The sequence below is a fragment of the Silvimonas soli genome, assembly GCF_030035605.1.
GTDB classification, from domain to species: domain Bacteria; phylum Pseudomonadota; class Gammaproteobacteria; order Burkholderiales; family Chitinibacteraceae; genus Silvimonas; species Silvimonas soli.
Map to the genome: position 1 here is coordinate 2,120,463 of NZ_CP106736.1, position 26,056 is coordinate 2,146,518.

Sequence of the window (26,056 nt, forward strand, 5' to 3'; positions counted from 1 at the left end):
TTTTCAGATTTTTCCACAATATTTTCAGACTTGTTACCGCGAAGATCAAAACGATGCACTGCACTATGCCTGTTCCCTTGAATCACAAAGAACAAATGTCATGCGTAACTTCAAGCCTGCACTCGCGCTGCTCGCTGCACTGATGAGTGGTCACCTACTGGCGGCCCCGGCGGCCAGCGTGAATGGTGAAATCATCAACGAATCTGATCTGGAGGCCTTCAAAAAGGCCGAGCTCGGATTAGGTACTTGCGGAACAGGGGCCGACATCTCATCGCAAGAGCGCGAATGCGCCCGTAGCCGCTTGCTCAAAACCGCAATCCACAATGTGCTCGACCGCCAGCATTTTGAACAACTCACTAAAGATCGTTCGCTGGAAAAACTGCCGGAATTTGCCACCTTCATGCGGCTGGCCGGGCAAAATGGCTATTGGTACGCTGCTGCACTGGCCCAGCCGGTACCGCAAGCGGTCACGGAGCAGCAAATCGCGGATCTCTACAAACAGAAAGTCGAGGAAAACAGCAAGAATCGTCAATTCGAACTGCAACGCGTCCTATTCAGCAACAAAGCTGCGGCAGACCATTTTCTGGCCTCGCTGCAAACCAACAAACGCGCCTTTTCCGAAAGACCCAACCCGTTACAGCCTGAGTCTTCTCGTGACATACGGGACTCCGTTGAAGTCACCCTGCCGCAAATGCAGGAATATGACGCAGGCGTTGCTAAAGCCGTGCTCGCACTCAAAACGGGTGAAAACACTGGCGTGCTGAAAACGGTATCGGGCTGGGAAGTGTTGAGATTGCGCCGGGTTTATCCGGAACAACTGCCGTCGCTGGCCGAAATGCACGATGATTTGAAGGAGACGCTGGAAGCTCGCAGCCAACGCCACTTCAATGACCCGTTCGATAGCTGGAGAAAGAACGCCGCCATCAAAGTTGCTCCGAAATCCGGCGCGCCATTGGTTGAGGTCAAATGGCCCGAACTCGGCCTGAAAGACGAATCCGGTTGCGGCTGTGGTAACAGCGACAGTGACGATGATTGAACCACCTGGCAGATAACGACCGAAGTTGATCCCAACGCCGGTTCGTTACGCAAAAAGGCCGCATCTTTGCGGCCTTTTTCATAGCTATTCCAAGTCTGAGTGAGTTCAGACTTTATCGAACCGCACCAGCGCCAGGCTACCGCGCAGATTGGGCAAGAAATGCACCGTGGCACCCTGATGCATCACGATCTGACCCGTGCTTTGCATACCCAGCTTGTTCAGTAGCAACCCAAAGTCATAAATGGTGCATAAGTGGATATTGGGCGTGTTGTACCACTCGTAGGGAATGGTTTCCGACACCGGCATGCGGCCCAGCGCCAGTTGCCAGCGGTTTTCCCAGAAGCCAAAGTTGGGAAAGGTGACGATGCCGGTTTTGCCCACCCGCAGCATTTCAGCCAGGATGTTTTCAATGTTGTGCATGGCCTGAATGGTCAGCGACAGCACCACAAAATCGAAGGTATTGTCTTCAAACGTGCCAAGGCCGCTTTCCAGATCGGTCTGGATCACATCCACGTGCTTTTCAATGCACGCGGTGACGCTATCGACGTCAATTTCCACGCCATAACCCTGCACGCGTTTGTTGGCCGCCAGCCAGGACAGCAGCGAACCATCGCCGCAACCCAGATCCAGCACGGTGGAATCGGGCTTGATCCATTCGGCCACATTGCGCAAATCGGGGCGCAGGCTTTGCGTGTTCATTGGTGCATTCATGCGCCGACCTCCTCTGCCACGCGGTTCAGATACGCCCGCATGATCTTGTGATACGGCTCATCCTCCATCAGGAAAGCATCGTGACCGTGGGCAGATTCAATCTCGGCGTAACTCACGTGTTTGCGGGCATCCAACAACGCTTTGACGATCTCGCGTGAGCGCTCCGGCGCAAACCGCCAGTCGGTGGTGAACGAAATAACCAGGAATTTGGCAATGGCTTCTTTCATCGCCACGGCCAGATCGCCGCCGTAATGACGCGCCGGATCGAAATAATCCAGCGCTTTGGTCATCAGTAGATAGGTATTCGCGTCAAAGTAATCCGAGAATTTGTCGCCCTGATAACGCAGGTACGATTCGATCTCGAACTCCACCTCGTAGCTGTAGCGATATTCACCGCTGCGTAACAAGCGGCCAAATTTCTCGCCCATGCCATCATCAGACAGATACGTGATATGCCCCAACATGCGCGCCAGCCGCAGACCGCGCCGTGGTACGGTGTTGTGGGCGTAGAAGTCGCCGCCATGAAAATCCGGGTCGGTGAGGATAGCCTGGCGAGCAACATCGTTGAAGGCGATATTCTGCGCAGTCAGCTTGGGCGCGGAGGCAATCACCAGCGCATGGCGCACGCGTTGCGGATAGGTGATGGTCCAGCGCAGCGCCTGCATGCCACCCAAGCTGCCGCCGATGATCGCCGCAAACTGATGAATACCCAACTGATCGGCCAGCCGCGCCTGGGTTTCTACCCAGTCGCGAACCAGCACCAGCGGAAAACGCGAACCGAACGGCGTGCCGGTTTCCGGATCAATCGACGACGGCCCGGTCGAGCCATGACAGCCGCCCAGGTTGTTTACGCCAATCACAAAAAAGCGATTGGTATCGATCGGCTTGCCCGGCCCGATCATGTTATCCCACCAGCCCGGCGCTTTATCGGTTTCTTCGTAACGGCCGGCCACATGGTGATGCCCCGACAGCGCGTGGCAGATCAGGATGGCGTTGGAGCGATTGGCATTGAGCGTGCCGTAGGTTTCGTACATCAGCTCATAGCGCGGCAAGGTCACACCGCTGGACAAAGCGATGGGCTGATCGAAAACCGCCTTCTGGGCAGTCACAATCCCTACGCTTGACGGGTTGGTCATGGGTCGGTCCTGTTGGCAATATTCTTGTTCTGACTGGCTCGTCGGGTGTCTGGCACGGCACCCGACGTTAAAACCGTTCGTCATTCGCTCGTTACAGCTGTTCTGGCTTGGCCTGTGGCACGCTTTCTTCGCTGGCAAACTGCACGGCATGCATATGCGCATACGGGCCGCCTTTGCCGATCAGATCGGCGTGGCGACCAGTTTCAATAATGCGGCCTTGTTGCATCACCACAATGCGATCCACGTTTTCAATGGTGGACAAGCGGTGCGCAATCACGATGGTAGTGCGATTGCGCATGAGGTTCTCTAGCGCCGCCTGCACTTTGCGTTCTGATTCGGTATCCAGCGCGCTGGTGGCTTCGTCCAGAATCAGGATCGGCGCATCTTTGTAAATGGCGCGGGCAATGGCCAGACGCTGGCGTTGGCCACCGCTCAAACGCACACCGTTCTCGCCGAGCATGGTGTCAAACCCGTTCGGCATGGCCTCGACGAAGTCCAGCGCAAACGCCGCTTGGGCCGCCGCATGGATGCGCTCACGCGAGGGTTGCGCATCGCCGTAGGCAATATTGGCCGCGACCGTATCGTTAAACAGCACGACGTCCTGGCTCACCATCGCAAACTGGCGGCGCAAGTCGAGCAGTTTGTAATCGGCCAACGACACGCCATCCAGGCGGATTGCGCCGCCAACCGGGTCGTAAAAGCGCGGCAACAGATTGGCCAGCGTAGTCTTGCCGCTGCCGGAACTGCCGACCAGCGCTACCGACTCGCCTGGCGCCACATTCAACGAAATGTGATCCAGCGCCGGGCGGGTATCGTCGCCGTAGTGGAACAACAGCCTGTCGATCTGCAACTCGCCACGAGCACGCTCAATAGCATGCGTGCCGGTATCGTTCTCGATTTCTTCATCCAGCACCGCAAACACCGACTCCGCCGCCGCCAGCCCGCGATGCAGGCTTTCGTTGATCTTGGTGATGTTCTTGATCGGCTGTTGCAACGCCATCATCGCCACCATGAACGACACGAACGAACCCGCCGTCAGCACGCCCGATTGCGCCCGCAAACTGGCGTAATAAATGATGACCGCCAACGTGATCCCGATCAGCAACATGATCAGGCCCGAGTTGGTGCTAGACGTGGCCGCACGTTTCACCGCCAGCGAGCGCACACGGTTATTCACGTTGAAGAAGCGGGCCGTTTCATATTTAAAGCCGCCGAAAATCTTGACGATGCGTTGGCCGGAAAGGGATTCATCCAGAATGCTGGTCATCTCGCCCATTGATGACTGCGTAGCGCGCGACAATTTGCGCTGGCGCTTGCCGACAAAGCGGATACTCAGCGCCACACCTGGCAGCAGAATCAGGCACAGCAATGTCAGTTGCCAGTCGGTGGAAACCATTACGCCCAGCAAAAAGATCGCCAGCATGGAATCACGCACCAGCACCGTGAGCACCTGCACGCCAGCGTCCATGATCTGGTTCACGTCATAGGTCACGCGCGACACCAATACGCCGACGGACGACTGATCGAAATATTTCACCGGCAATTGCATGAAGCGATTGAACATGCGCTCGCGCAAGTCGTGCATGACGCGGGAAGACAACCAGGCGCTGGAGTAATCACTGGAGAAATTGGACACCAGCCGCAGCACGGCCAGACCCAGAATGATGGCAGGCAGAATCCACGCATCGCGCCGTGCCAGTGAATCGGCTCGCAAATTGTGGTCTACCAACGGCTGCAGCATGCGGGTAAGCGTGGCATCCACCCCGGCAGACACCGCCAAGCCCACCATGGAAATGATCACCATGCCCCAGTACGGCTTGATCTGGCGCAGGATGCGGAAATAGAGGTTACGACTGGTGTTGCTGTTGCTCATTCGGGCGACTTCGCTCGGCGCAAAACGCTGATTATAAACGGCCTGGGTACTTACGAGTGTTTTGCTTGTTTTGGGTATACGGGAATGCCCGGTAGTGACCTTGGAGGAAAAGCACTTCGTCTATTGGCCGAGTTGCTCTGTTTGTTGTTGCGCGTGCTGGAAAGCGCCGTCACGCTGGATTCCCGCCAAGGGAGCCGCCGAGGTCGGGAATGACGAGAGGATTGGTATATAGGAGGCTGTTGCCGTTTAGGTCCGCAAATGGTGGGTTGGCGCTGCGCGCCGAATCCACCCCGCAGTTGATACTTTTGATTTTTACCGGGCAAACAAAGCAGCTGATCACGCCGACCGAGAGCCGGAGACCTCAGGCTCCGGCCGACCGAGGGAACGCAGGATGCGCGCAAAGACACTAGATAGGCAGTCTGTTCGTTTCGGCTTTTGACCTTGGGCCCCGTCGGACGCTCGCGTCCCGGGTCGCCTTTTCTTTGGTTTCTTTCTTTTGGCGACGCAAAAGAAAGAAACGTGCTCCCCGGCACCCCGGGGTATCAAACGCTTTTCACAAACGTGCCAAAGGCACTAACAAAATAGCTTCAGATGTTGAAGTTGAAATTAACGCCAACACACCAGCACCGCTTGCCTCACCCTCTCCGCAAAAGCGCCCCCTCAACAATCCCCAAACATCACCTGCAACACCGCCAGCACCGCCGGCCCAGCCGTCTCAGTCCGCAAAATTCGCGGTCCCAACACCACGCCAGTGAACCCAGCCTCCCGCGCCGTGGCTTCTTCCGCCTCGCTCAAGCCCCCTTCCGGCCCCACCAGAATCACAACGCCCGCAGCCGGTTTGGCCAGCGTGGCCAGGCGCGCATCGGCCTCGGGAGCCAGCAATAACCGCGTCATACCAGCCGGCAAATCAGCCAACACATCTTCCAGCGTCGCCACGCCATGAATCACCGGCACCCGCGTACGCCCACTTTGTTCGCAGGCGGCTTGCGCCACCGCCTCCCAGTGCGCCAGTCGCTTGGCCGCCCGCTCACCGCTCAAGCGTTGCTGGCTATGCGTGCCATGAATCGGGCGGATTTCGGTCACGCCAAGCTCGGTGGCTTTCTGGATGGTGTAATCCATGCGCTCGGCTGCCGACACCGCCTGGATCAGCACGGTGCGCAGCGGCGATTCGCGTTCAGCGGCGCTAAAACCGGTCACAATCACCGCTACATCGCGCTTGCCCATCAAGGTAATGCGCGCTTCGTACTCGCCGCCCTGACCATTGAACAAGGTGATCGTCTCACCCGGTTGCATGCGCACCACCTGCACATGCCGGGCGGGGCCTTCAGGCAGGTTGAAAGCGGTATCTACAGCAAGCGGGTGATCTACAAAAAAGCGGGGCATGGCGCAAATCCGGAGCGAAGCGGTGAAGTGCGTATTCTGGCAGAGTCCCAAGTGGCCATGTAGCCCGGATGAAGCATTAGCGAGAATCCGGGGGCAATATTGGGTGGGCCAGGGGCGGCGCGTGGTCCGTTGGCACAGGGTGGTCCCCGGATTCCCGCCTGCGGCTTCATCCGGGCTACGAAACTGGAAACGGATGATTGTGCTTGCTTGGCCGGCTACGAGAACCAGATCCGAAATGTGTGGGGGACAACGCAAGCTGCGGGTGCCCGGTTGGCATTGCCACTGGATTCCCGTCAAAGGGACCGCCCAGGTCGGGGATGACGAAAGTGGTTGTGAAATCAGCACGGTGACCCGGCCTTACCTTCGCCCAATTACCCTCGCCAACACCCCATCGCGGATTTCCCCACTGTACTGCGCAAAATCCACGCTGATTGCGCCATGACTGATGCATGCGCTTATGGCTACAATGCAAGGCCCTACCCACTCTTAATTAGTTGGGCACTACATATGTCAGACACCACGAACGATTATCTGGAACGAATCCTCACCGCGCGCGTGTACGAAGCCGCCATTGAGACCCCGCTGGATATTGCGCCGAACATTTCGCGCCGTATTGGGAACCACGTGTTGATTAAACGCGAGGATATGCAGCCGGTGTTTTCGTTCAAGATTCGTGGTGCCTACAACCGCATGGCCCAACTGACGCCTGCCGAACTGGAACGCGGCGTGGTGACGGCATCGGCCGGTAACCATGCTCAAGGCGTGGCGCACTCAGCGCAATTGCTCAAATGCCGCGCCACCATTTTCATGCCGACCACCACGCCCAACATCAAGGTCGATTCAGTCACCCGTCGCGGCGCAGAAGCCGTGTTGGTCGGCGATTCGTTCAGCGACTGTTATCAGAGCGCGGTGAATCTGGCCGAAGAAACCGGCGCCACTTTCATCCACCCATACGACCATCCCGACGTCATTGCCGGGCAAGGTACGATCGGCATGGAAATCCTGCGCCAACATTCCGGCAAACTGGATGCCATCTTTATCCCGATTGGTGGTGGCGGCCTGATTGCGGGCGTGGCTGCGTATGTGAAACGTCTGCGCCCGAACGTGAAAATCATCGGTGTAGAGCCGACTGATGCCAACGCCATGTACCTCTCGCTCAAACTGGGCGAGCGCGTGGTGCTGCCACAAGTGGGCATTTTTGCCGATGGCGTGGCGGTGAAACAGGTGGGCGAAGAAACGTTCCGCCTGTGTCGCGATCTGGTGGATGAAGTGATCCTGGTCGATACCGATGCCATGTGTGCGGCGATCAAAGACATGTTCGAAGAAACCCGCTCGATCCTGGAACCGTCCGGCGCGTTGGCGATTGCCGGGATGAAGGCTTGGGCAGCACGCGAGAAAATCACCGAACAAACCTTTGTCGCCATCACCTCAGGCGCGAACATGAACTTCGACCGTTTGCGTTATGTGGCCGAACAAGCCGAGCTAGGCGAAGAGCGCGAAGCGGTAATTGCGGTCACGCTGCCCGAGCGCCCAGGTGCGTTCCGCGCGCTGTGCAGTGCCATTGGCTCGCGCAATATCACCGAGTTCAACTACCGCTACAGCGACAAAGACCAGGCACACGTGTTTGTCGGACTGCAAATCCAGAACCGGGCGGAAGTCACGGAGTTGATCGAGAAACTGGCCGCGGAAAAGTTAGCAGCGGTTGATCTCACCGATAACGAACTGGCCAAGCTGCACGTGCGCCATTTGGTAGGTGGCCATGCACCGCAAGTGGATAACGAACGCGTGTTGCGCTTCGAGTTTCCGGAGCGGCCGGGCGCGCTGCTCAACTTTTTGAACAGCATGGTTGGGTCGTGGAATATTTCGTTGTTCCACTACCGCAATCACGGCGCCGATTATGGCCGCACGCTGGTAGGTATTCAGGTGCCGGCAGAAGACGACGCCGCATTTGCCAGCTTCCTGGAAAAACTGGGTTATCCACATTGGATTGAAACGGATAACGCGGCGTATAAGTTGTTCCTGGGGTGAGTGCGCAGTAACGGCAAAACAAAAAAGCGAGGGCAAATGTCCTCGCTTTTTTTATGCGCCATGCCGCAGATCAGGCTTCGATAATTACCTTCAACGCCCGGTTATCAGCCGCTTTACCAAAGGTCTCGTAGGCCGCCAGCATATCCGTGAGTTTGAAGTGGTGCGTAATCAAGCGCTTGGGGTCGATCTTGCCCGCGACCACGGTCTTGAGCAGCATCGGCGTGGTTACTGTATCCACCAGCCGCGTGCGCAAGGTGATGTTGTGACTCCACAGTTTTTCCAGATGCAAATCGACTTTCACCCCATGCACGCCCAGCACCGCGATATTGCCGCCGGGAGCGATGATGCTTTCACACAAGGCAAACGTCGGCGGTACGCCCACGGCTTCAATCGCTGTATCCACACCTTTGCCGTCAGTCAGCGCCATGATGACCGCTACTGCGTCTGTACTGCCGCTGTTGACGGTATCGGTCGCGCCAAAGCCCTTGGCCACCTGCAGGCGGTTATCGTCCAGATCAACCATGATGATCCGGGCTGGTGAATAGAACTGTGCCGTGAGCAGCGCCGCCAAACCGACCGGCCCGGCACCGACAATGGCTACGGTCGAACCGGGCTCCACCTTGCCGTTGAGTACACCGCACTCGAAACCGGTCGGGAGAATGTCGCTGAGCATCACCAGCGCTTCTTCTTCCACGCCCGCCGGGAGCGGATACAAGCTGGTATCGGCATGTGGAATGCGCACAAACTCAGCTTGGGTGCCGTCGATTTCATTCCCCAGAATCCAGCCACCAGTAGTGCAATGCGAGTACATGCCCTTTTTGCAGAAATCGCATTTGCCGCAAGAGGTAATGCAGGAGATCAGCACCCGATCACCCGGCTTGAACGCCGTAACGCCGGCGCCTACTTCGTCGACCACGCCCACACCTTCGTGCCCCAGAATGCGCCCCGGCGTGCAGGTGGGCACGTCGCCCTTGATGATATGTAAATCGGTGCCACAGATAGTGGTTTTGGTGATGCGCACGATGGCATCATCGTTAGCCTTGAGCTCCGGGCGAGCGCGTTCTTCCAGCGTGATTTTGCCAGGGCCGCCGTAGATAAGTGCTTTCATGAAAATCTCCTTTGCTAATGCAATCGGTAAATCCACCATATGCGCTTTGGACAAAGGGCCAGCGAATGCGACCGCAGCCAGATCAATATCCTTGTAAATAAATGGGATGAGCGGTCTGCCCGCCGGAATCTGCTACCCGCGCTACAATCACAAGTCGCATTGCCGGTGGCTTTGCGTTTTTGTTCAAGCTAATTTTGCGTTGTGGGTCGAGCGAAGAAGGCAACCATGAAGGTTTATCGTGTCGGCGGCGCAGTGCGCGACCGCTTGTTGGGTTTGCCAGTGAAAGATGTGGATTGGGTCGTCGTGGGCGCCACGCCGGATGAAATGCTGGCTGCCGGTTACAAACCGGTCGGCAAGGATTTCCCGGTGTTTCTGCACCCGAAAACCTACGAGGAATACGCGCTAGCCCGCACCGAGCGCAAATCCGGCCACGGCTATACCGGTTTTGCCGTCTACGCCGCGCCCGATGTGACACTGGAAGAAGACCTGCTGCGCCGTGATCTGACCATCAACGCCATGGCCGAGGATGAATCTGGCCAGATTACCGATCCGTTCAATGGCCAGGCAGACCTGCAGGCGCGCTTGCTGCGACACGTATCCGCTGCGTTCATCGAAGACCCGGTGCGTATTTTGCGGCTGGCGCGTTTTGCCGCGCGTTTTGATTTTGATGTCGCGCCCGAAACCATGGACTTGATGCGCCAGATGGTGGCCAATGGTGAAGCAGATCATCTGGTGCCCGAGCGTGTGTGGCAGGAAGTCGCAAAGGGGCTGACGGAAGACAAACCCTCGCGCATGTTCAATATCCTGCGTGAATGCGGCGCATTGGCGCGCGTTATGCCAGAGATCGACGCCTTGTTTGGCGTGCCACAACGGGCCGATCACCACCCGGAAGTCGATACCGGCGTGCATGTGATGATGGTGGTCGACTACGCCGCGCAGCAAAAGCACCCGCTGACCGTGCGCTTTGCCGCGCTGTGCCATGATCTGGGCAAGGCGATTACGCCAGAGCACATTCTGCCCTCGCATATCGCGCATGAAGCCAAGGGTGTGCCGCTGGTGGAGAAATTCTGCGAGCGCATTCGGGCGCCATCAGATTGTCGCGATCTGGCAATCATGGTCTGCCGTGATCACACCAATGTGCATCGGGCGCTGGAATTACGCGCTGAAACCGTGCTGGCCTTGTTGCAGCGCTGCGATGGGCTGCGCAAGCCGGATCGCTTTGGCCAGATGCTGGATGCCTGCGAAGCCGACGCCCGTGGGCGCTTGGGTTTTGAGAGTCGCGCCTATCCGCAAGCCGCTTATTTGCGGGATTTGCTGGCTGCGGCGCGTGGCGTGGATGCGGGTGCCATTGCACAGTCCGCACCCGATAAAGCGCAGATTCCCGACCTGGTCGCCGCGGCCCGCAAACAGGCCATTGCTGCAAAAATGACCGAACTAAAACACGTCTGAAGCGCCGTGTAGCAGATTAAACATCGCAAAGCGGCCGCTTCGATTTAAAATGCCTGCCCTTCGCGCACCGGGCATGACCGGGGCATGAGGTGGCAATCCATGTATGATCAACCACTTAGCTGTCAGCAAAGACTCACAAACCGTGCTTTATCACCCTGATACCATCGCTGCTATTGCCACTGCTCCCGGTCGGGGCGGCGTGGGCGTGATCCGTGTATCCGGGCAGGATTTGGGCGCGATTGTGGCCGGGTTGATCGGGCGTGAACTCGCACCGCGCCACGCGCATTTTGCCAAGTTCAAAGCGGCGGATGCCGAAGTGATCGACGAAGGTCTGGCGTTGTACTTCCCCAACCCACAATCGTTCACCGGTGAAAACGTGCTGGAATTGCAAGGCCACGGTGGCCCGGTGGTGTTGCGCATGTTGCTGGCGCGCTGCGTCGAACTGGGTGCGCGCCATGCCGAGCCAGGCGAGTTCACCAAACGTGCGTTCCTGAACGGCAAGCTCGATCTGGCACAGGCCGAAGCCGTGGCCGATCTGATCGATGCGCAATCCGAGGCTGCGGCGCGCTCAGCGCTCAAATCGCTGGATGGCGCATTCTCGCGTGAGATCAACACGCTGGTGGAACAACTGATCAACCTGCGCATGCTGGTTGAGGCAACAATTGATTTTCCTGAGGAAGACATCGACTTCCTCGAAGCGGCCAACGCCCGCGGCAAGCTGAATGATCTGCAAGCGCAACTGGCACGAGTGCTGGCCACCGCCAGCCAGGGCCGCTTGCTGCGCGAAGGCATGCACGTGGTGCTGATCGGCCAGCCCAATGTTGGGAAATCCAGCCTGATGAATGCGCTGGCGGGTGAAGAAGTCGCCATCGTGACCGAGATCGCCGGCACCACGCGCGACACAGTGCGTGAACTGATTCAGCTCGATGGCGTGCCGTTGCATATTATTGATACCGCCGGTTTGCGCGAAACCACCGATACGGTGGAGCAAATTGGCATTGAGCGCACATGGCGAGCGCTCGACAAAGCCGATCTGGCCCTGTTATTGCTTGATTCCCGCGAGGGCATCACCGCGCACGACGAAGCTATTTTGCAACGTCTGCCTGCTACGCTGCCGGTCTTGCGCGTTTTCAACAAGATCGACCTGACCGGGGAAAGCGCCGGTGTTGTCGGCGAAAACGAAGTGCATGTTTCCGCCCAGTCTGGCAGCGGACTGGATGCGTTACGTGGCAGGCTGTTGCAAATGGCTGGCTGGCATGGCGCCAGTGAAGGTGTGTTTATCGCCCGCGAGCGCCATCTGGATTCCATCCGCCGTGGCGCGGAACATCTGGAAAACGCCGGTAAAGCGTTTTATGCACTGGAACTGTTTGCCGAAGAACTGCGCCTGGCGCAGCTGGCATTGAACGAAATTACCGGCGAATTCAGCTCGGACGACTTGCTGGGCGTAATTTTCAGCCGGTTTTGCATTGGTAAGTAAGTCAGTAAATAGCACTCGAGTCGTTAACAAAATCGTCCCGGCAATGCGTTCAACACAGCTGGGGCGGTTTTGTTAACGGCTCTCAGATTAGTCAGGAAGCACCTTGAATCACTCAGTCACCGCAGCAGAACAACACAACCTTGCCGTTACCGCCGCCAACGCTTGCGGTATCGATTTTGGTACGTCCAACTCCACCGTCGGCTGGGTTCGCCCGGGCGCGCCAAATCTGCTGGCGCTGGAAGACGGCAAAACCACCCTGCCTTCGATGTTGTTCTTCAATATGGAAGAAGACACCGTCAGCTTTGGCCGCGCCGCGCTGGGCGAGTACCTGGAAGGCTACGAAGGCCGTCTGATGCGCTCGCTCAAGAGCATTCTGGGCACCGGTTTGATGGATTTGCAGACCGAAGTGCAAGGGCGCTCGTTGTCTTTTCGCACCATTCTGGGTCATTTCATTGGTGAACTGAAACGCCGCGCGGAAACATCGGCCGGTCGTGGCTTTGATAGCGCGGTGCTGGGTCGCCCGGTGCATTTTGTCGATGACAACCCTGCCGCCGACCAACTGGCGCAAGACATCCTCGCCGATATCGCCCGCGCCAACGGCCTGAAACATGTGGAATTCCAGTTTGAACCGATCGCCGCCGCGTTCGACTTTGAAAGCACACTACAACGCGAAGAATTGACGCTGATTGTGGATATCGGCGGTGGTACATCTGACTTCTCGCTGCTGCGTTTATCGCCAGAACGCGCGCGCCAGCTGGAGCGCCGTGGCGACATTCTGGCCAATGGCGGCGTGCATATTGGCGGTACGGACTTTGATAAATCGCTGAGCCTGAGTTCCATCATGCCGCTGCTGGGTTATCACAGCCGCCTGAAGAACAACTCGGAAGTACCGTCCAGCTATTACTTCAACCTGGCGACCTGGCACACCATCAACTTTGTTTACACCCGCAAAATCTGGACCGAACTGCAGGATGTGTTCCGCGATTCGGGCGACCAGACCCGCACCTCGCTGGATCGCTTGTTGAATCTGATCCAGCGCCGCACCGGCCACTGGCTGGCCATGCGCGCGGAAGAAACGAAAATTGCGCTATCAGATGCATCCATTCACCACCTGGAACTGGATCGCATCGAAGACGGGCTGTATCACGACGTGACGCGTGACGAATTTGAAGGCGCCATTGAGGGTCAGATCACCCGCATTGAACAAACCGTGAACAACCTGCTGACCGATGCGGGCGTGCGCGCCGATCAGGTCGACACCGTGTTCTTTACCGGTGGTTCCAGTGGCGTGCCTTTGCTGCGTCAGCGCGTTTCCGCTTTGTTGCCAGCAGCGCGCCATGTAGAAGGTGATTTGTTCGGCAGTATTGGTGCCGGTCTGGCCATTGATGCCAGCCGCAAGTTCGGCTAATTCCGGAGTCCTGCATGTATACCGTTCACGGCGTTGCCCAGTCGGGTAACTGTTACAAGGTCAAACTCACCCTCGCCCAGCTGGAAAAACCATTCACCTGGAACGAAGTGGACATGATGGGTGGCGCCACCCGCAGCCCGGAGTTTCTGGCGATGAACCCGGCCGGCCAGGTGCCGGTATTGCAGATTTCGGCGACCAGCTTTTTGCCGCAGTCGAACGCCATTCTGTATTACCTGGCACAAGGCTCCACGCTGTTCCCGGAAGACCGGCTGGAACAAGCCCAGGTCATGCAGTGGCTGTTTTTTGAGCAATACAGCCATGAGCCGCAAATTGCCGTGGCGCGGTTTATCGTGCACTTTGCCGGTCGCCCAGCCGAGCGCGAAGCCGAGTTGCAGCAGAAAATCCGCAATAGCGAGAGTGTGTTACGCGTGATGGAACAGCACTTGAGCGAGCGCCGTTATTTTGTTGGCGAGCGCTACTCGATCGCCGATATCGCGCTGTATGCCTACACGCACAAGGCACATGAAGGGCTGATTGATCTGGAGCCGTTCCCGGCGGTGCGCGGTTGGCTGGAGCGCGTTGCATCGCAGCCTGGCTATGTGGAGATGGGCTGAGCCAGTTAACCCAACCTGTAGCCCGGATGAAGTGTAACGAGAATCCGGGGTGACAATGTGGCCATGGGTAAACGCATCTGATTTGCCAATATGGCGCCCCGGATTCCCGCCTACGGCTTCATTCGGGCTACAAAATCGCTGGCGCAATACCCAAGTCCGTAGCCCGGATGGAGTGCAACGGGAATCCGGGGTTGCAACGGTTCAACAGGTCACGGACGGTTGAATTTACCGATATTCCACCCCGGATTATCGCTACGGTTCATCCGGGCTACGAAGTGGCTGGTGCAATACCCAAGCTGGCGTATTACACACTACTCATAGCGCTCACCCCAACCGTGCCAAAGCCTCCCGGCTTGGGGCAAAGAACGATCCGCCCGTCACCGCCCGCGTGTAATTGAGCATGTGATCCACCCGGCCATCAAACGTCGGGGCGACCATGCGGGTCAGCATTTTTTCGAATACCTCTGGCGTGCGGCAGTAAGAGGTAAACATCAAACCCCGATCCCCTCCCGGCGTGCCGTAGGGCAAAGAGTGGCGGAGCATTTCCAGTTCTTCGCCGTTCTCTTCAATCACCACGCGCGAGATATGCGCGGTGAGCGGTTTGTGCTCGTCTTCCAGTTCAACATTGTGGGCTTTGGTACGGCCAATGGTTGCTTCTTGCTGCTTCACCGGCAGCTTGTGCCACTGCTCCAGCCGGTGCACGTAACGCTGGGTATGCACATAGCTCCCACCCAACCAGTTGGGGTCTTCTTCACCGACTACTGCAGCGTGGGTGCGATCTTCATCGCCTTCCGGGTTTTCGGTGCCATCGACAAAACCGGTCAGATCGCGCCGGTCGCGGTAGCGGAACCCGCTGATCGACTCCACCACTTCAAACCACTCGCCCATTTGCGAGGCAAAGTGATCGGCAAATTCAAATATCAGATCGTAGCGCTCACCGCGAATATGCAGCAGCAAGTCGCCATCCGTAGCGGGAGCCGGGTGGATGGCACCCGGAATACGTGGAAACTGCCGCAAACCGGCCGGGCGACCGTGCTCAAAAATTTCTGCCCAGCAATCGCTGCCAATGGCCACCACCGCGCTGATTTGCGCATCCGGATTACCCGCAGCCAGTACGTCGATCTGTTCCGGAAACTTGCCCAGAATGGCCCGTAATGCTTGATCGCCACGCCGGCCAAGGCGGCGCCGCATCGTCAGAAAAATAGCGTGCGTGGACGCGGCAGGCAAAACACCGCGCTGTGGCGTAGACATAACTAACTTCCTCCTTGTGCAAAGTCCCAAACGAGCGGCAGATACTCGCCAAACCCCTGGAACGAATGATCCCCGCCTTCGATGACGGTTTGTGCGCAGCCCGCGTATTTGGTCACCGATTCCCGGTAATCCAGCGTTTCATCGCCGGTTTGCACCATTAACCAGTAACGCGATGGATCGCTGACGCTGCGCTCGTATGTTTTCAGATGCTCGCCAAATGCGGCATCAATCATATGGATTTCACCCGTCTGGTAATTGCGCTGTTGCCCGACATACTGCTTGATCATGATGTACGGGTGTACTGCCGGATTAACCAGTACCGCTTTGCCGCCAAATTCCTCGACCGCCCAATTGGCAAAGTAACCGCCCAGTGAACTGCCAATAAAGCAGACCTGCTCGCCGTGCAGGCGTTCCAGCGCGGCCTGGATTTCTTTGCCGGCCTCGTACGGTTCCATGGGCAATTGCGGGCAGTGAAAATAATCCGAATAGCCGTGCTCGGCCATCCAGACAGCGCTTTCATTGGCTTTTTGTGAGAACGGGCTGGATAAAAATCCGTGGAGATACATCAGGTGAACCATGGTGGAACCTCGGCAAGACCAGTTCAAACGCCCGGTTAGGCGCGCTGGCAAAACTGTTCCAGAAGCCGCTGCAGCGCTTTGCACACCGGCATGCCGTAGTCAGGCATGCCGGGCAAATCGGCCAGAGCGGCAGATTATTGGCGCTTACGGCAGTAGAACAATTGAACCGGTGGTCTGGCGCCCTTCCAGGTCACGCTGGGCCTTGGCAGCGTCAGCCAGGGCATAACGCTGATGCACCTGCGCGGTGACCTGGCCGCTGGCCAGCACCGCAAAGTAATCCGCCGCCGTGGCCAGCAATTCCTCGCGGGTGGCGGTGTAATGGGCCAGCGAGGGACGAGTGAAGTACAGCGAGCCCTTTTGCGACAAAATCCCCGGTGGAAACGGCGGCACCGGGCCAGACGCATTGCCAAAGCTCACCAGCATGCCACGCAGCGCCAGACTATCGAGCGAGCCATTGAAGGTGGCTGCACCCACGCCGTCATACACCACCGGCACGCCTTTGCCTGCGGTGATTTCGCGCACACGTTCGGCAAAATGTTCGCTGGAATAATTAATGACGTGATCGCAATGCGGCTTGGCCAGCTCGGCCTTTTGCGCCGAACCCACCGTACCAATCACCGTGGCGCCCAGCGCCTTGGCCCACTGTGTAGCAATCTGGCCCACGCCACCCGCTGCGGCGTGGATCAAAATCGTCATGTCTGCCTCAACCTTGAAGGTGCGCTTGAGCAAGTATTGGCAAGTCATGCCGCGCAGCAAGGTACCGGCGGCGATTTCATCCGGCACGGCCTCTGGCACCGGCACCAGCCGCGCTGCCGGGATATTGCGGTGGGTGGAATACGAACCAATCGGCCCGCCCGCATATGCCACGCGATCACCGACTTTGAACTCGGTGACATCCGGCCCCAGCGCTTCGACCACGCCTGCGGCCTCTTGGCCCAGACCCGACGGCAACGGCACCGGATACAAACCGCTGCGGTGATAGGTATCCACAAAGTTCACCCCGACGGCGGTGTGGCGCAGACGGACTTCGCCTGGCGCCAGCTCGGGCAGAGTGACTTCGCTATAACGCAGAACAGAGGCATCGCCGGTCTGCTCAAAACGGATGGCATGGGCTTTCGTCATTTCGTTTCTCCTTTTACTGCTTTCGTTCTTGTTATTGGCGCCTGGGTCTTGATGACCCAGACTGCTTTCATCATAGCGTTTGCCAGATGGCCGGGTGAGATTGCCCGGTAACCAGTCCGCATCGCGTAATGCCCGTCGGTAGCCCGGATGTAGCGTTGCCCCTCGGGGGTACCCCCACACAGCCATCAGATGCCACATGGAACAGTCGCAGTGGGGCAGCGAGAATCCGGGGCTGCCGAGGAGACCAGATCAACAACGCGCACCTCGCAAATATTGCTCCCGGACTCTCGCTGCACTTCATCCGGGCTACATGCTCACTTCGACCAGCCGCCCATTCATGCAACGATCATGCCAGGATGTGCATGCCGCCATCCACGTGCAAGGTCGTGCCGGTCATGCGCCGCGCGCCAGGTTCGCACAGAAACGCCGTCGCAGCGCCCACGTCATCAATATCAATCAGCTCACCCAGCGGCGCTTTGCGGGCGGCTTCATCAATCAACAAATCAAACTCACGGATGCCGCTGGCCGCGCGGGTACGCACCGGACCGGGCGAAACGGCGTGCACGCGTATCTTTTTGGGGCCGAGTTCGTTGGCCATATAGCGCACAGTGGATTCCAGCGCCGCCTTTACCGGCCCCATCACGCCGTAGTTGGGCACAACCTTTTCCGCGCCGTAGTAACTCATGGTGATGAGGGTGCCGCCCGTTTTCATCAAGGGCTCAGCGAGTGCCGCCAGTCGCACGAATGAGTGGCAGGAAATATCCATCGCCTGCAAAAAGCCCTCGCGTGAGGTATCGACAATGCGGCCATGCAGATCATCCATCGGCGCAAAAGCAATGGAATGAATGCCGATATCCAGCTTGCCAAAGCGCCCGTCGATCTCGGCAAACACAGCCTCCATGCTGCCGGGCACTTGCACATCGCACTCCAGAAACAGCGCGGGTTTCAGTTCGTCCAGCAATGGCGCCACAAAGTCCCGCGTGCGGCCGTTCAGATAGGTCAGCACCAGCTCCGCCCCGCGTGCTTTGAGCGCCTTCGCGACGCCGTAGGCAATCGAGTTGGCATTGGCAATACCGGTAACCAAGGCAACTTGCCCGGCCAGTGTTTGTTCAGACATGGATGGATTTCCTCTCGCGGCTAGCGTGTAGCAAGCTTTCGTTATGAGCCCGCCGCTGGATCACCGCAAGCCGAAATATTGGCAGCGGTGACAATCCGGTGCAGAACCCGCCGGTAAACCACCCGCACCACACAACACACACTTTGGGTTTCACCGTTCGCCCTCATGTTAAAATTGCCGATTCGCCTTGCCCTAGCCTTCCACCTGGTAGGGTTTGCACGTTTTAACGTGCGAACGCGGAACCACGGTGCGCATGAATGCGCACCCTACGTGAATAGCTTCGCCATAACACCTTGAGAATCAAGCCAATGACCCGTGCCGCCGACCTGCAAAAACAGCTAGACCAACGCATCCTGATCCTGGATGGCGCCATGGGCACGATGATTCAACGTTATGAGCTGCAAGAGGCCGATTATCGCGGCGAACGTTTTGCCAACTGGCCCAGCGATCTGAAAGGCAACAACGATCTGCTGGTGCTGAGCCAGCCACACATCATCCGCGACATCCACCAGGCGTATCTGGATGCCGGTGCCGACATCATTGAAACCAACAGTTTCAACGGCACCCGCATTGCCATGGCCGATTACGGTATGGAAGAACTGGTGTGGGAGATGAACTACGCCTCCGCCAAGCTGGTAAAAGACCTGTGCGTGGCGCAAACCGCCAAAACACCAAACAAACCACGTTATTGCGCGGGCGTGTTGGGGCCAACCAACCGCACCTGTTCCATCTCGCCCGATGTAAACGACCCAGGCTTTCGGAACGTCACTTTTGATGAGCTGGTAGAAAGCTACACTGAAGCCATTGATGGCCTGGTCAAAGGTGGCGCAGATTTGCTGCTGGTCGAAACGGTGTTCGATACCTTGAACGCCAAGGCCGCCGTCTTTGCCATCCACAAATACTTTGATGATCACCCCGAGGCCGAGCGCCTGCCGGTGATGATCTCCGGCACCATTACCGACCAATCTGGCCGCACGCTCACCGGCCAGACCACCGAGGCCTTCTACAACAGCCTGAATCACGCCGACGCGCTGACCTTTGGCTTGAACTGCGCGCTGGGCCCGGACTTGCTGCGCCAGTACGTGGAAGAGATGTCTCGCGTTTCTGCCACCTACGTATCAGTCCACCCCAACGCCGGTTTGCCCAACGCCTTTGGTGGTTACGATCTGGACGCCGCAACCATGGCCACACAGGTCAAGGAATGGGCCGAGCACGGCCTGGTGAACGTGATCGGTGGCTGCTGCGGCACCACACCAGAACACATCGCCGCCATCTACGCCGCCGTGAAAGACCTGCCCCCGCGCAAGCTGCCGGAAATTGAAGCCAAGTGTCGCTTGTCTGGCCTGGAGCCATTCAACATTGGCGACAGCGACCTGTTTGTGAATGTGGGCGAGCGTACCAACGTTACCGGCTCCAAAGCCTTTGCCCGGCTGATTCTGAACGGCGATTACGCCACCGCGCTCGACGTCGCCCGTCAGCAGGTGGAAGCGGGCGCGCAAGTGATCGACATCAATATGGACGAGGGCATGCTGGACGCCCATAAAGCCATGGTCACCTTCCTGAACCTGATCGCCGCCGAGCCTGATATCAGCCGCGTGCCGATTATGATCGACTCGTCCAAATGGAGCGTAATCGAAGCGGGCCTGAAGTGCGTGCAGGGCAAGTGCATCGTCAACTCGATCTCCATGAAAGAAGGCGTGGAGCAATTCAAGCACCACGCCCACTTGCTGCGTATGTACGGCGCAGCGGTGATCGTGATGGCATTTGACGAAGTCGGCCAGGCCGATACCTACGCCCGCAAAATCGAGATTTGCGAAAAGAGCTATCGCATTCTGGTGGACGAGATCGGCTTTCCGCCTGAAGACATCATCTTTGACCCGAACATTTTTGCGGTCGCCACCGGCATTGAAGAACACGCCCGCTATGGCTTGGACTTTATAGAGGCTACCGGCTGGATCAAACAGAACCTGCCGCACGCCAAGATTTCGGGCGGCGTGTCTAACGTGTCGTTCTCCTTCCGCGGCAACAACAAAGTACGCGAGGCAATCCACGCCGTATTCCTGTACCACGCCATTCAAAAAGGCATGACGATGGGTATCGTCAACGCCGGGGCGCTGGAAGTGTACGAAGAAGTGCCGCAAACCCTGCGTGACGCGATCGAAGACGTGGTGTTGATGCGCGGTGACCAATCCGACCCGCTGGCCAGCACCGAGGTGCTGATCGCGCTGGCGGAGTCCTTCAAGGGCGATGCCAGCCAAGCCAAGGGGGAAGACCTGAGCTGGCGCCAGTTGCCATTGCAGGAGCGCATCACCCACGCGCTGGTCAAAGGCATTACCACCTTCATCGTGGAAGACACAGAAGAAGCCCGCTTGAACGCCGAACGCCCGATCCACGTGATCGAAGGCCCGCTCATGAACGGCATGAACCATGTGGGCGATCTGTTCGGCGCAGGCAAGATGTTCTTGCCGCAAGTGGTGAAATCCGCCCGCGTGATGAAAGCCGCGGTGGCCCACCTCGAACCCTTTATCGAGGAAGAAAAAATTGCCATGGGCCTGCAAGACGCGCCGGCCAAGGGCAATATCGTGATGGCAACGGTCAAGGGCGACGTGCATGACATCGGCAAGAACATCGTCGGCGTGGTGCTGCGCTGTAACAACTACAAAGTCACTGACCTGGGCGTGATGGTGCCTGCGCAGAAAATTCTGGATACCGCCAAAGAAATCGGTGCGGATATGATCGGCCTGTCTGGCCTGATCACCCCCAGCCTGGAAGAAATGGCGCACGTGGCCAAAGAAATGCAACGCCAGGGCTTTACCCTGCCGCTGCTGATTGGCGGCGCCACCACCTCCAAAGTGCATACCGCCGTGAAGATTGAGCCGGGCTACCCGGCAGGCAATGTGGTGTACGTGCCGGATGCGTCGCGTGCCGTGGGTGTGTGCTCCAACTTGCTGAGCGACGATCTCAAGCCCGCGTTTGTGGACAAACTGCGCGCGGAATACGAGAACATCCGTACCATCCACGCCAATAAAGATCGCACCAAATTCCTGCCGATCTCCACCGCCCGCGCCAACGGCTTTGCCCCGGCCACCGGTTTTGACTGGGCCGCGTACACCCCGCCCAAACCCAACAAACTGGGCGTGATGAAGTTTGAAAACGTGCCGCTGGAAGACATCGCCCCGTATATCGACTGGAGCCCGTTCTTTAACGCATGGGAGCTGTTCGGCAAGTACCCGAAGATTCTGCAAGACGAAGTGGTCGGCGAATCCGCCCGCGCCTTGTTTGCCGATGCGCAAGCCATGCTCAAGCAATTGATTGCCGGTAAGTGGATCTCCACCAACGGCGTGGTCGGGCTGTTCCCCGCCAACAGCGTGAATGGCGAAGACATCGAAATCTACGACCCGGCCACCGGTAACACACTGATGACCTGGCACAACCTGCGCCAGCAAAACGTGAAAGCCGCAGGCAAACCTAACTGGTGTCTGGCCGACTTTATCGCCCCCAAAGACAGCGGCAAAACTGATTACATTGGTGCGTTTGCCGTCACCGGCGGCATAGGCATTGATCCGCACGTTAAAGCGTTTGAAGACGCCAACGACGACTACAGCGCCATCATGGTCAAAGCCCTGGCCGACCGTTTTGCCGAAGGCTTTGCCGAATACATGCACGAAAAAGTACGCAAAGAACTCTGGGGCTACGCCGCCGATGAACACCTGAATGTGGACGAACTGACCGACGAAAAATACACCGGCATCCGCCCCGCCCCCGGCTACCCCGCCTGCCCGGACCACACTGCCAAAACCGGCCTGTTTGAAATCCTGGACGCCACATCCATCGGCATGCAACTCACCGAAGGCTACGCCATGCTGCCTACGGCGGCGGTAAGCGGCTTCTACTTCAGCCACCCGCAATCGCAGTATTTTGCGGTCGGGAAAGTGAACAAGGATCAAGTGGAGGAATACGCGCAACGGCGTGGGGTGACGGTGGAACAGGCGGAGCGGGATTTGGCGCCGAATTTGGGTTATAACGCGTAAAACGCCGTGTAAAACAAAGGCTGTCCGGCATACATTTCTAGCTGCACGGCTTGGGCACTTCCTCCCCATGCCGTCTCCCGGCTTAACCGGATATCTGACAGTTTTTAGTCACCGGGGTTGGTGAAATTGATCTGGAGAATAGCGATGAGCCCTGAGTTTCTGCTGACATCTCTGGTTATTGTTGCGTCCCCAGGCACCGGTGTACTGGTTACGCTCTCCGCCGGTCTTACCCGCGGGGCCAAGGCTGCCATCGTAGCCGCGTTTGGTTGCACCCTCGGGATTGTGCCGCACATGCTGGCCGCCATTACCGGGCTCGCGGCGCTGCTGCATACCAGCGCAGTCGCTTTCGAAACCGTGAAATATGCTGGCGTGGCCTATCTGCTGTACATGGCCTGGATGACTTTGAAGGAACATGGCACCTTGAAAGTTGATACCGACAACACCCCGCGCTCCAGCATGGAGGTCATCTGGTCTGCCATTCTGGTTAATCTGCTCAACCCTAAATTGTCGATCTTCTTCTTTGCGTTCCTGCCGCAATTCGTCGGCAGCAGCGAGCCCCATCTCTTGCCAGGCATGATCGAGTTGTCGCTGGTCTTCATGGCGATGACGTTTGTTGTATTCAGCATTTACGGCGTATTTGCCGCTGCTGTTCGCGACCACATCATTTCAAGTCCAAAAGTTCTGACCTGGATGCGCAGAACCTTCGCTGCGGCCTTTGTGGGTCTGGGCCTCAAGCTTGCGTTGACTGAGCGCTAACCTGCCGAGCGAAGGGGGAAACTTGTGGGTATTTTCTTATGGGATGGCTACGTGGCCGGCTTTGTTCGCTCAGCCAGCAACTTGAACCGCTTGCCGTCAAATTCATAAAAATACGTGCCATTACCCCTTTCGTTTCGAGCGCCATGCACTATCAGCAAACGGCTGTTTGTTTTGAATTCCAGCGGCTGCTGAATATTTATATCCCAACAACAGACCGTAAACGGTAGCCAGATTACCGAGCCGGTTTTCGCATCGATTGCGGCGGTCATCTGACAAGAAGCGCCGCAGCCCCAGGAAGCCAACACGTAATGCCCGGCAAAGTTGGGCTTACTGTGTCCGGCTTCCCGTAACCGGGACGCGTAACGACGGCTCTGGGCGTCGGCCAGTTGCACTTGAGCGGGCTTGTTCGGGGGAATTACCGTTACCGAATAATCTGCAAAACCCGGATTGATTTGGGCACTCGCGACAGTAACGTGCAGCAGGTAGCACAGAACGGCGGAAATCAGCGGGCGCATATGATTTTTTAATACCAATGGTGGGTTTGCCAGAATGCTTTCGCATTTGAGGCTGAATGGTAACGGCCCATGATGTAATGAATACCGCCTTGACATTCTTCAACCGGGTTGCCAAATGAATTTGCACCGTGCGGGTTGAGATCGTACTGCGCCTGTAACAACTGGAATAATCCGCGTGCGGAGGACGCAGAGTTATGAGCGTTGACCACCCCACCGGACTCCTGCGCCATGATCCACAGCAGATCGTTATATTCAGCAGCTGAAACCCCCTCTAGCCGCATCGCTTCACGCAAGGCCTCTTGCGATTCGTAGGGTACGGTTAGCGGACTTTTCTCTGACCACTGACTTTTACGGTGTTTAATCTGGCGGTGGTTGTGGGCGTGTTTTGAACTCATTTCGAATCGGTCAGGAAGATTGAAAAGGTGCTCCACCGTACCGCCTGACTAGCTGTAATTCAATCCCGTCAAATTTTGGGAATTTGTGCTCACGTATGGTCGATTGGGGCCGCTTATGCCTTGGGTAACAATACAACCCGCTCACATCTATCTGTTAATCACCGCTTGAATCAGGAAATTTTCGGGTAAGATACGCCGCTCAAATAATCAGCAACTGGCGGGCTGGTGCGTTAGCGCATCTCTACGTTCGCCCGGTGCGCTTTCTGCCTATAAACCGGATTCAAGACTAATGAAAAAACTGTTGTCGGTTGCTCTGCTGGCTTGCACTGCGCAAGCCATGGCTTCTACTTTGTCCACTCCGGTATTACTGGAATCGCCGATCGCTTACGCGCCGGGTGCCAGCGTTGTGGAACAGGTCAAGCAAGAATGCAAAATTGAAAACATGCTGGAAAGCCACATCGGCCCAACGCTGGGCAAGCTCAATGGCACTGGCGTGGGTACGGCAGCCAGCGCGGCAGATGCCAAGGGTGCGTCGGTGCTGCGCGTGCAGATTACTTATGTAATGGGCGTGGGCGGCGGTGCGTGGTCTGGCCCCAAGAGCATCTCGGTAAAGGCTGAGTTGCTGGACCAAGGCAAGGTAACGCGCCAGACCAACATTAACCGCTGGACTACCGGTGGCATGTTCGGCGGCTTCAAAGGCACGTGTTCCATTCTGGACCGCAGCGCGACAGCAATTGCCAAGGATCTGGGCCGCTGGGTGAGCGACCCCAGCTATCAAATCAAGGAAGAACCAACACCCAAGGGTGTTGACGCTTCCGGCACAGAAACTGCTGCCAGGTAATTAGCCTCGTTTTAGCGGGATCGCAGGCGGGCGCTACAAGATAAAAGCCCGCCTGGCGCTGGATCAGCCTATAGTCATCTGGCGAGATGCTCCCGTTGTTTTGTACGGCGGGCTAGCTGCAGGAATCAACCTGTAACCGCATCACCAGCCGCCAGATCGGCTGGGCTGCCAGGAGAACTACCATGGCCAAAGGTCAAATTCGCGGTAACAAAGAAGTCAAAAAACCGAAAAAGGACCGCACCCCGCTAGCACCTCCGGGCACTTTCATGCCCAAAGTAGAACCCGCCAAAGGCAAGTAATTGCGCGGAGTTTGCTTCAATAAAAACCGGCCATGCGCCGGTTTTTTGCTGGATGTTGTTCACCGGTTAACGCGCGCAATCCGCCGTAGTCACCGCCTGCAAGACCTCTGCCGTTTTGCTGTTCTGCACATAGGCCACCACCCGGACGATCTTGCCCGTGGCAGGCGGTAGCGAAAGCGTAGTCTGGATTGAGGCACCTTGATCACTCAGTGCAATTGGGGGGCTCAGCACTCGCGTTACGTGCGCATGGTTTAGCGTGACCCCACCGTTTTCCCCCGCCTGCACATGCGAGACCAGATTGCCCTCAGTCACCGCCAGCCGCAGTTGCAGTGGCTCTGTTGGTTTGGCGGTTTTGATGGCAGAAACCACGGTATGCACGCTGAGTTGATTATTGCCCAGTGCCTGCACCTGCAATTGCACACTGGCTGGCGCGTTTTGGCTAAAGGTTTGGCCAAACACCACATCGAGCTTGCTGCGCCAATCCAGATACGGCGTGCCATTTACAAAGAAGTGCGGCGTGTACACCACGTGGCCGCCGGTGACATCCACCATCCAGCTTTGCAGATCACCAAACTCAGGCTGTGCGAACGGATCACGCCAGCCCAGGTTATCCCAATAGTTAACATGCAATGCCAGCGGGATGACTTGCTGACCGCTGTTGCTGGCCATGGGCGCATTACCGAGCGTATTCAAACGCTGATCGGCAGGAGGGCAATCGGAACAGCCTTCGGAGGTAAACAACTGCACCAAAGCGGCCCGATGCGGACTGCTTTGGGCGGTACACGCAGCGGCGGCAGCCAGTGCTTGCATGGGTGCCAGCGCCGCCAACAGCAGCGCCAGCGTGGCGCTCAGGGTTTTGAAAATAGAGGTGGAACGAGAAGGGCAAGACGCGCGCATGTTGGACCTCTTTGCATGAAAGCATGACCGA

The 26,056-nt window shown here is 57.5% G+C and carries 21 protein-coding genes; 9 read left to right on the forward strand and 12 right to left on the reverse strand.

Annotation, left to right across the window (positions count from 1 at the left end; all coding sequences use genetic code 11):
* Nucleotides 1-100 precede the first annotated feature (100 nt).
* Entirely contained in the window at nt 101-1,036 is a 936-nt protein-coding gene (locus tag N7220_RS09735) for a peptidyl-prolyl cis-trans isomerase (protein WP_283151258.1), read from the forward strand.
* Nucleotides 1,037-1,141: 105 nt separating this feature from the next.
* Here N7220_RS09735 and metW read toward each other — a convergent pair whose 3' ends face one another.
* The 4 genes from metW to N7220_RS09755 all read right to left on the reverse strand — a co-directional run bounded on the left by metW (nt 1,142) and on the right by N7220_RS09755 (nt 6,139).
* Nucleotides 1,142-1,747, reverse strand: a complete 606-nt coding sequence (gene metW, locus N7220_RS09740; protein WP_283151259.1) for a methionine biosynthesis protein MetW — start codon at nt 1,745-1,747, stop codon at nt 1,142-1,144.
* A complete protein-coding gene (metX, locus tag N7220_RS09745; protein WP_283151260.1) occupies nt 1,744-2,883 on the reverse strand; it encodes a homoserine O-succinyltransferase MetX in 1,140 nt (379 codons plus the stop codon). The genes metW and metX overlap by 4 nt, the downstream gene beginning before the upstream one ends.
* A gap of 91 nt (nt 2,884-2,974) precedes the next feature.
* Entirely contained in the window at nt 2,975-4,756 is a 1,782-nt protein-coding gene (gene msbA, locus N7220_RS09750) for a lipid A export permease/ATP-binding protein MsbA (RefSeq protein ID WP_283151261.1), read from the reverse strand.
* Between the two features lie 660 nt (nt 4,757-5,416).
* The gene (locus N7220_RS09755) at nt 5,417-6,139 is read right to left on the reverse strand and encodes a 16S rRNA (uracil(1498)-N(3))-methyltransferase (RefSeq protein WP_283151262.1); all 723 of its coding nucleotides are present in this window, start codon (nt 6,137-6,139) and stop codon (nt 5,417-5,419) included.
* 507 nt (nt 6,140-6,646) lie between these two features.
* Here N7220_RS09755 and ilvA point away from each other — a divergent pair.
* The gene (ilvA, locus tag N7220_RS09760) at nt 6,647-8,167 is read left to right on the forward strand and encodes a threonine ammonia-lyase, biosynthetic (RefSeq protein ID WP_283151263.1); all 1,521 of its coding nucleotides are present in this window, start codon (nt 6,647-6,649) and stop codon (nt 8,165-8,167) included.
* A gap of 70 nt (nt 8,168-8,237) precedes the next feature.
* Here ilvA and N7220_RS09765 read toward each other — a convergent pair whose 3' ends face one another.
* Nucleotides 8,238-9,275: a zinc-dependent alcohol dehydrogenase family protein gene (locus tag N7220_RS09765; protein WP_283151264.1), complete on the reverse strand. Its 1,038-nt coding sequence runs from the start codon at nt 9,273-9,275 to the stop codon at nt 8,238-8,240.
* Between the two features lie 225 nt (nt 9,276-9,500).
* On the opposite strand from N7220_RS09765, the gene N7220_RS09770 reads away from it, so the two are divergent.
* The 4 genes from N7220_RS09770 (at nt 9,501) to N7220_RS09785 (ending at nt 14,223) form a co-directional block, all read left to right on the forward strand.
* A complete protein-coding gene (locus tag N7220_RS09770; RefSeq protein ID WP_283151265.1) occupies nt 9,501-10,724 on the forward strand; it encodes a multifunctional CCA addition/repair protein in 1,224 nt (407 codons plus the stop codon).
* Between the two features lie 103 nt (nt 10,725-10,827).
* Nucleotides 10,828-12,201: a tRNA uridine-5-carboxymethylaminomethyl(34) synthesis GTPase MnmE gene (gene mnmE, locus N7220_RS09775; protein WP_283151266.1), complete on the forward strand. Its 1,374-nt coding sequence runs from the start codon at nt 10,828-10,830 to the stop codon at nt 12,199-12,201.
* Nucleotides 12,202-12,304: 103 nt separating this feature from the next.
* The gene (locus tag N7220_RS09780; RefSeq protein ID WP_283151267.1) at nt 12,305-13,609 is read left to right on the forward strand and encodes an Hsp70 family protein; all 1,305 of its coding nucleotides are present in this window, start codon (nt 12,305-12,307) and stop codon (nt 13,607-13,609) included.
* Nucleotides 13,610-13,623: 14 nt separating this feature from the next.
* Entirely contained in the window at nt 13,624-14,223 is a 600-nt protein-coding gene (locus tag N7220_RS09785; protein ID WP_283151268.1) for a glutathione S-transferase family protein, read from the forward strand.
* Between the two features lie 324 nt (nt 14,224-14,547).
* Here the strand turns inward: N7220_RS09785 and N7220_RS09790 are convergent, their stop codons facing one another.
* From N7220_RS09790 to fabI, 4 genes are all read right to left on the reverse strand, one after another.
* Nucleotides 14,548-15,474 (reverse strand): Dyp-type peroxidase, encoded by a 927-nt coding sequence (locus tag N7220_RS09790; protein WP_283151269.1) that lies wholly within the window; start codon nt 15,472-15,474, stop codon nt 14,548-14,550.
* A 2-nt stretch (nt 15,475-15,476) separates the two neighbouring features.
* Nucleotides 15,477-16,040: a YqiA/YcfP family alpha/beta fold hydrolase gene (locus N7220_RS09795; RefSeq protein ID WP_283151270.1), complete on the reverse strand. Its 564-nt coding sequence runs from the start codon at nt 16,038-16,040 to the stop codon at nt 15,477-15,479.
* Nucleotides 16,041-16,196: 156 nt separating this feature from the next.
* Nucleotides 16,197-17,174 (reverse strand): quinone oxidoreductase family protein, encoded by a 978-nt coding sequence (locus tag N7220_RS09800; RefSeq protein ID WP_283151271.1) that lies wholly within the window; start codon nt 17,172-17,174, stop codon nt 16,197-16,199.
* Nucleotides 17,175-17,520: 346 nt separating this feature from the next.
* Nucleotides 17,521-18,291 (reverse strand): enoyl-ACP reductase FabI, encoded by a 771-nt coding sequence (fabI, locus tag N7220_RS09805; protein WP_283151272.1) that lies wholly within the window; start codon nt 18,289-18,291, stop codon nt 17,521-17,523.
* Between the two features lie 308 nt (nt 18,292-18,599).
* Between fabI and metH the strand changes: the two genes are divergently transcribed.
* Complete coding sequence (gene metH, locus N7220_RS09810) at nt 18,600-22,322, forward strand: methionine synthase (RefSeq protein ID WP_283151273.1); 3,723 nt, start codon at nt 18,600-18,602, stop codon at nt 22,320-22,322.
* A gap of 144 nt (nt 22,323-22,466) precedes the next feature.
* Nucleotides 22,467-23,078, forward strand: coding sequence for a LysE family translocator (locus N7220_RS09815; protein WP_283151274.1), 612 nt, complete (start codon nt 22,467-22,469; stop codon nt 23,076-23,078).
* 47 nt (nt 23,079-23,125) lie between these two features.
* On the opposite strand, the gene N7220_RS09820 is transcribed toward N7220_RS09815, so the two are convergent.
* A complete protein-coding gene (locus N7220_RS09820) occupies nt 23,126-23,593 on the reverse strand; it encodes a hypothetical protein (RefSeq protein WP_283151275.1) in 468 nt (155 codons plus the stop codon).
* 8 nt (nt 23,594-23,601) lie between these two features.
* Nucleotides 23,602-23,988 (reverse strand): aggregation-promoting factor C-terminal-like domain-containing protein, encoded by a 387-nt coding sequence (locus N7220_RS09825; RefSeq protein ID WP_283151276.1) that lies wholly within the window; start codon nt 23,986-23,988, stop codon nt 23,602-23,604.
* A 289-nt stretch (nt 23,989-24,277) separates the two neighbouring features.
* On the opposite strand from N7220_RS09825, the gene N7220_RS09830 reads away from it, so the two are divergent.
* The gene (locus N7220_RS09830; RefSeq protein ID WP_283151277.1) at nt 24,278-24,829 is read left to right on the forward strand and encodes a hypothetical protein; all 552 of its coding nucleotides are present in this window, start codon (nt 24,278-24,280) and stop codon (nt 24,827-24,829) included.
* Nucleotides 24,830-25,194: 365 nt separating this feature from the next.
* On the opposite strand, the gene N7220_RS09835 is transcribed toward N7220_RS09830, so the two are convergent.
* Entirely contained in the window at nt 25,195-26,025 is an 831-nt protein-coding gene (locus N7220_RS09835) for a DUF1223 domain-containing protein (RefSeq protein ID WP_283151278.1), read from the reverse strand.
* Between the last annotated feature and the right edge of the window lie 31 nt (nt 26,026-26,056).

Bases quoted from the DNA above. Each gene is read 5' to 3' on its own strand.
- ilvA (WP_283151263.1), top strand. From the start codon at position 6,647: ATGTCAGACACCACGAACGATTATCTGGAACGAATCCTCACCGCGCGC.
- N7220_RS09790 (WP_283151269.1), bottom strand. From the start codon at position 15,474: ATGTCTACGCCACAGCGCGGTGTTTTGCCTGCCGCGTCCACGCACGCT.
- N7220_RS09815 (WP_283151274.1), top strand. From the start codon at position 22,467: ATGAGCCCTGAGTTTCTGCTGACATCTCTGGTTATTGTTGCGTCCCCA.
- N7220_RS09765 (WP_283151264.1), bottom strand. From the start codon at position 9,275: ATGAAAGCACTTATCTACGGCGGCCCTGGCAAAATCACGCTGGAAGAA.
- N7220_RS09770 (WP_283151265.1), top strand. From the start codon at position 9,501: ATGAAGGTTTATCGTGTCGGCGGCGCAGTGCGCGACCGCTTGTTGGGT.
- N7220_RS09820 (WP_283151275.1), bottom strand. From the start codon at position 23,593: ATGCGCCCGCTGATTTCCGCCGTTCTGTGCTACCTGCTGCACGTTACT.
- N7220_RS09825 (WP_283151276.1), bottom strand. From the start codon at position 23,988: ATGAGTTCAAAACACGCCCACAACCACCGCCAGATTAAACACCGTAAA.
- N7220_RS09735 (WP_283151258.1), top strand. From the start codon at position 101: ATGCGTAACTTCAAGCCTGCACTCGCGCTGCTCGCTGCACTGATGAGT.
- metX (WP_283151260.1), bottom strand. From the start codon at position 2,883: ATGACCAACCCGTCAAGCGTAGGGATTGTGACTGCCCAGAAGGCGGTT.
- mnmE (WP_283151266.1), top strand. From the start codon at position 10,828: ATGATCAACCACTTAGCTGTCAGCAAAGACTCACAAACCGTGCTTTAT.
- N7220_RS09785 (WP_283151268.1), top strand. From the start codon at position 13,624: ATGTATACCGTTCACGGCGTTGCCCAGTCGGGTAACTGTTACAAGGTC.
- fabI (WP_283151272.1), bottom strand. From the start codon at position 18,291: ATGTCTGAACAAACACTGGCCGGGCAAGTTGCCTTGGTTACCGGTATT.
- msbA (WP_283151261.1), bottom strand. From the start codon at position 4,756: ATGAGCAACAGCAACACCAGTCGTAACCTCTATTTCCGCATCCTGCGC.
- N7220_RS09835 (WP_283151278.1), bottom strand. From the start codon at position 26,025: ATGCGCGCGTCTTGCCCTTCTCGTTCCACCTCTATTTTCAAAACCCTG.
- N7220_RS09800 (WP_283151271.1), bottom strand. From the start codon at position 17,174: ATGACGAAAGCCCATGCCATCCGTTTTGAGCAGACCGGCGATGCCTCT.
- metW (WP_283151259.1), bottom strand. From the start codon at position 1,747: ATGAATGCACCAATGAACACGCAAAGCCTGCGCCCCGATTTGCGCAAT.
- N7220_RS09830 (WP_283151277.1), top strand. From the start codon at position 24,278: ATGAAAAAACTGTTGTCGGTTGCTCTGCTGGCTTGCACTGCGCAAGCC.
- metH (WP_283151273.1), top strand. From the start codon at position 18,600: ATGACCCGTGCCGCCGACCTGCAAAAACAGCTAGACCAACGCATCCTG.
- N7220_RS09795 (WP_283151270.1), bottom strand. From the start codon at position 16,040: ATGTATCTCCACGGATTTTTATCCAGCCCGTTCTCACAAAAAGCCAAT.
- N7220_RS09755 (WP_283151262.1), bottom strand. From the start codon at position 6,139: ATGCCCCGCTTTTTTGTAGATCACCCGCTTGCTGTAGATACCGCTTTC.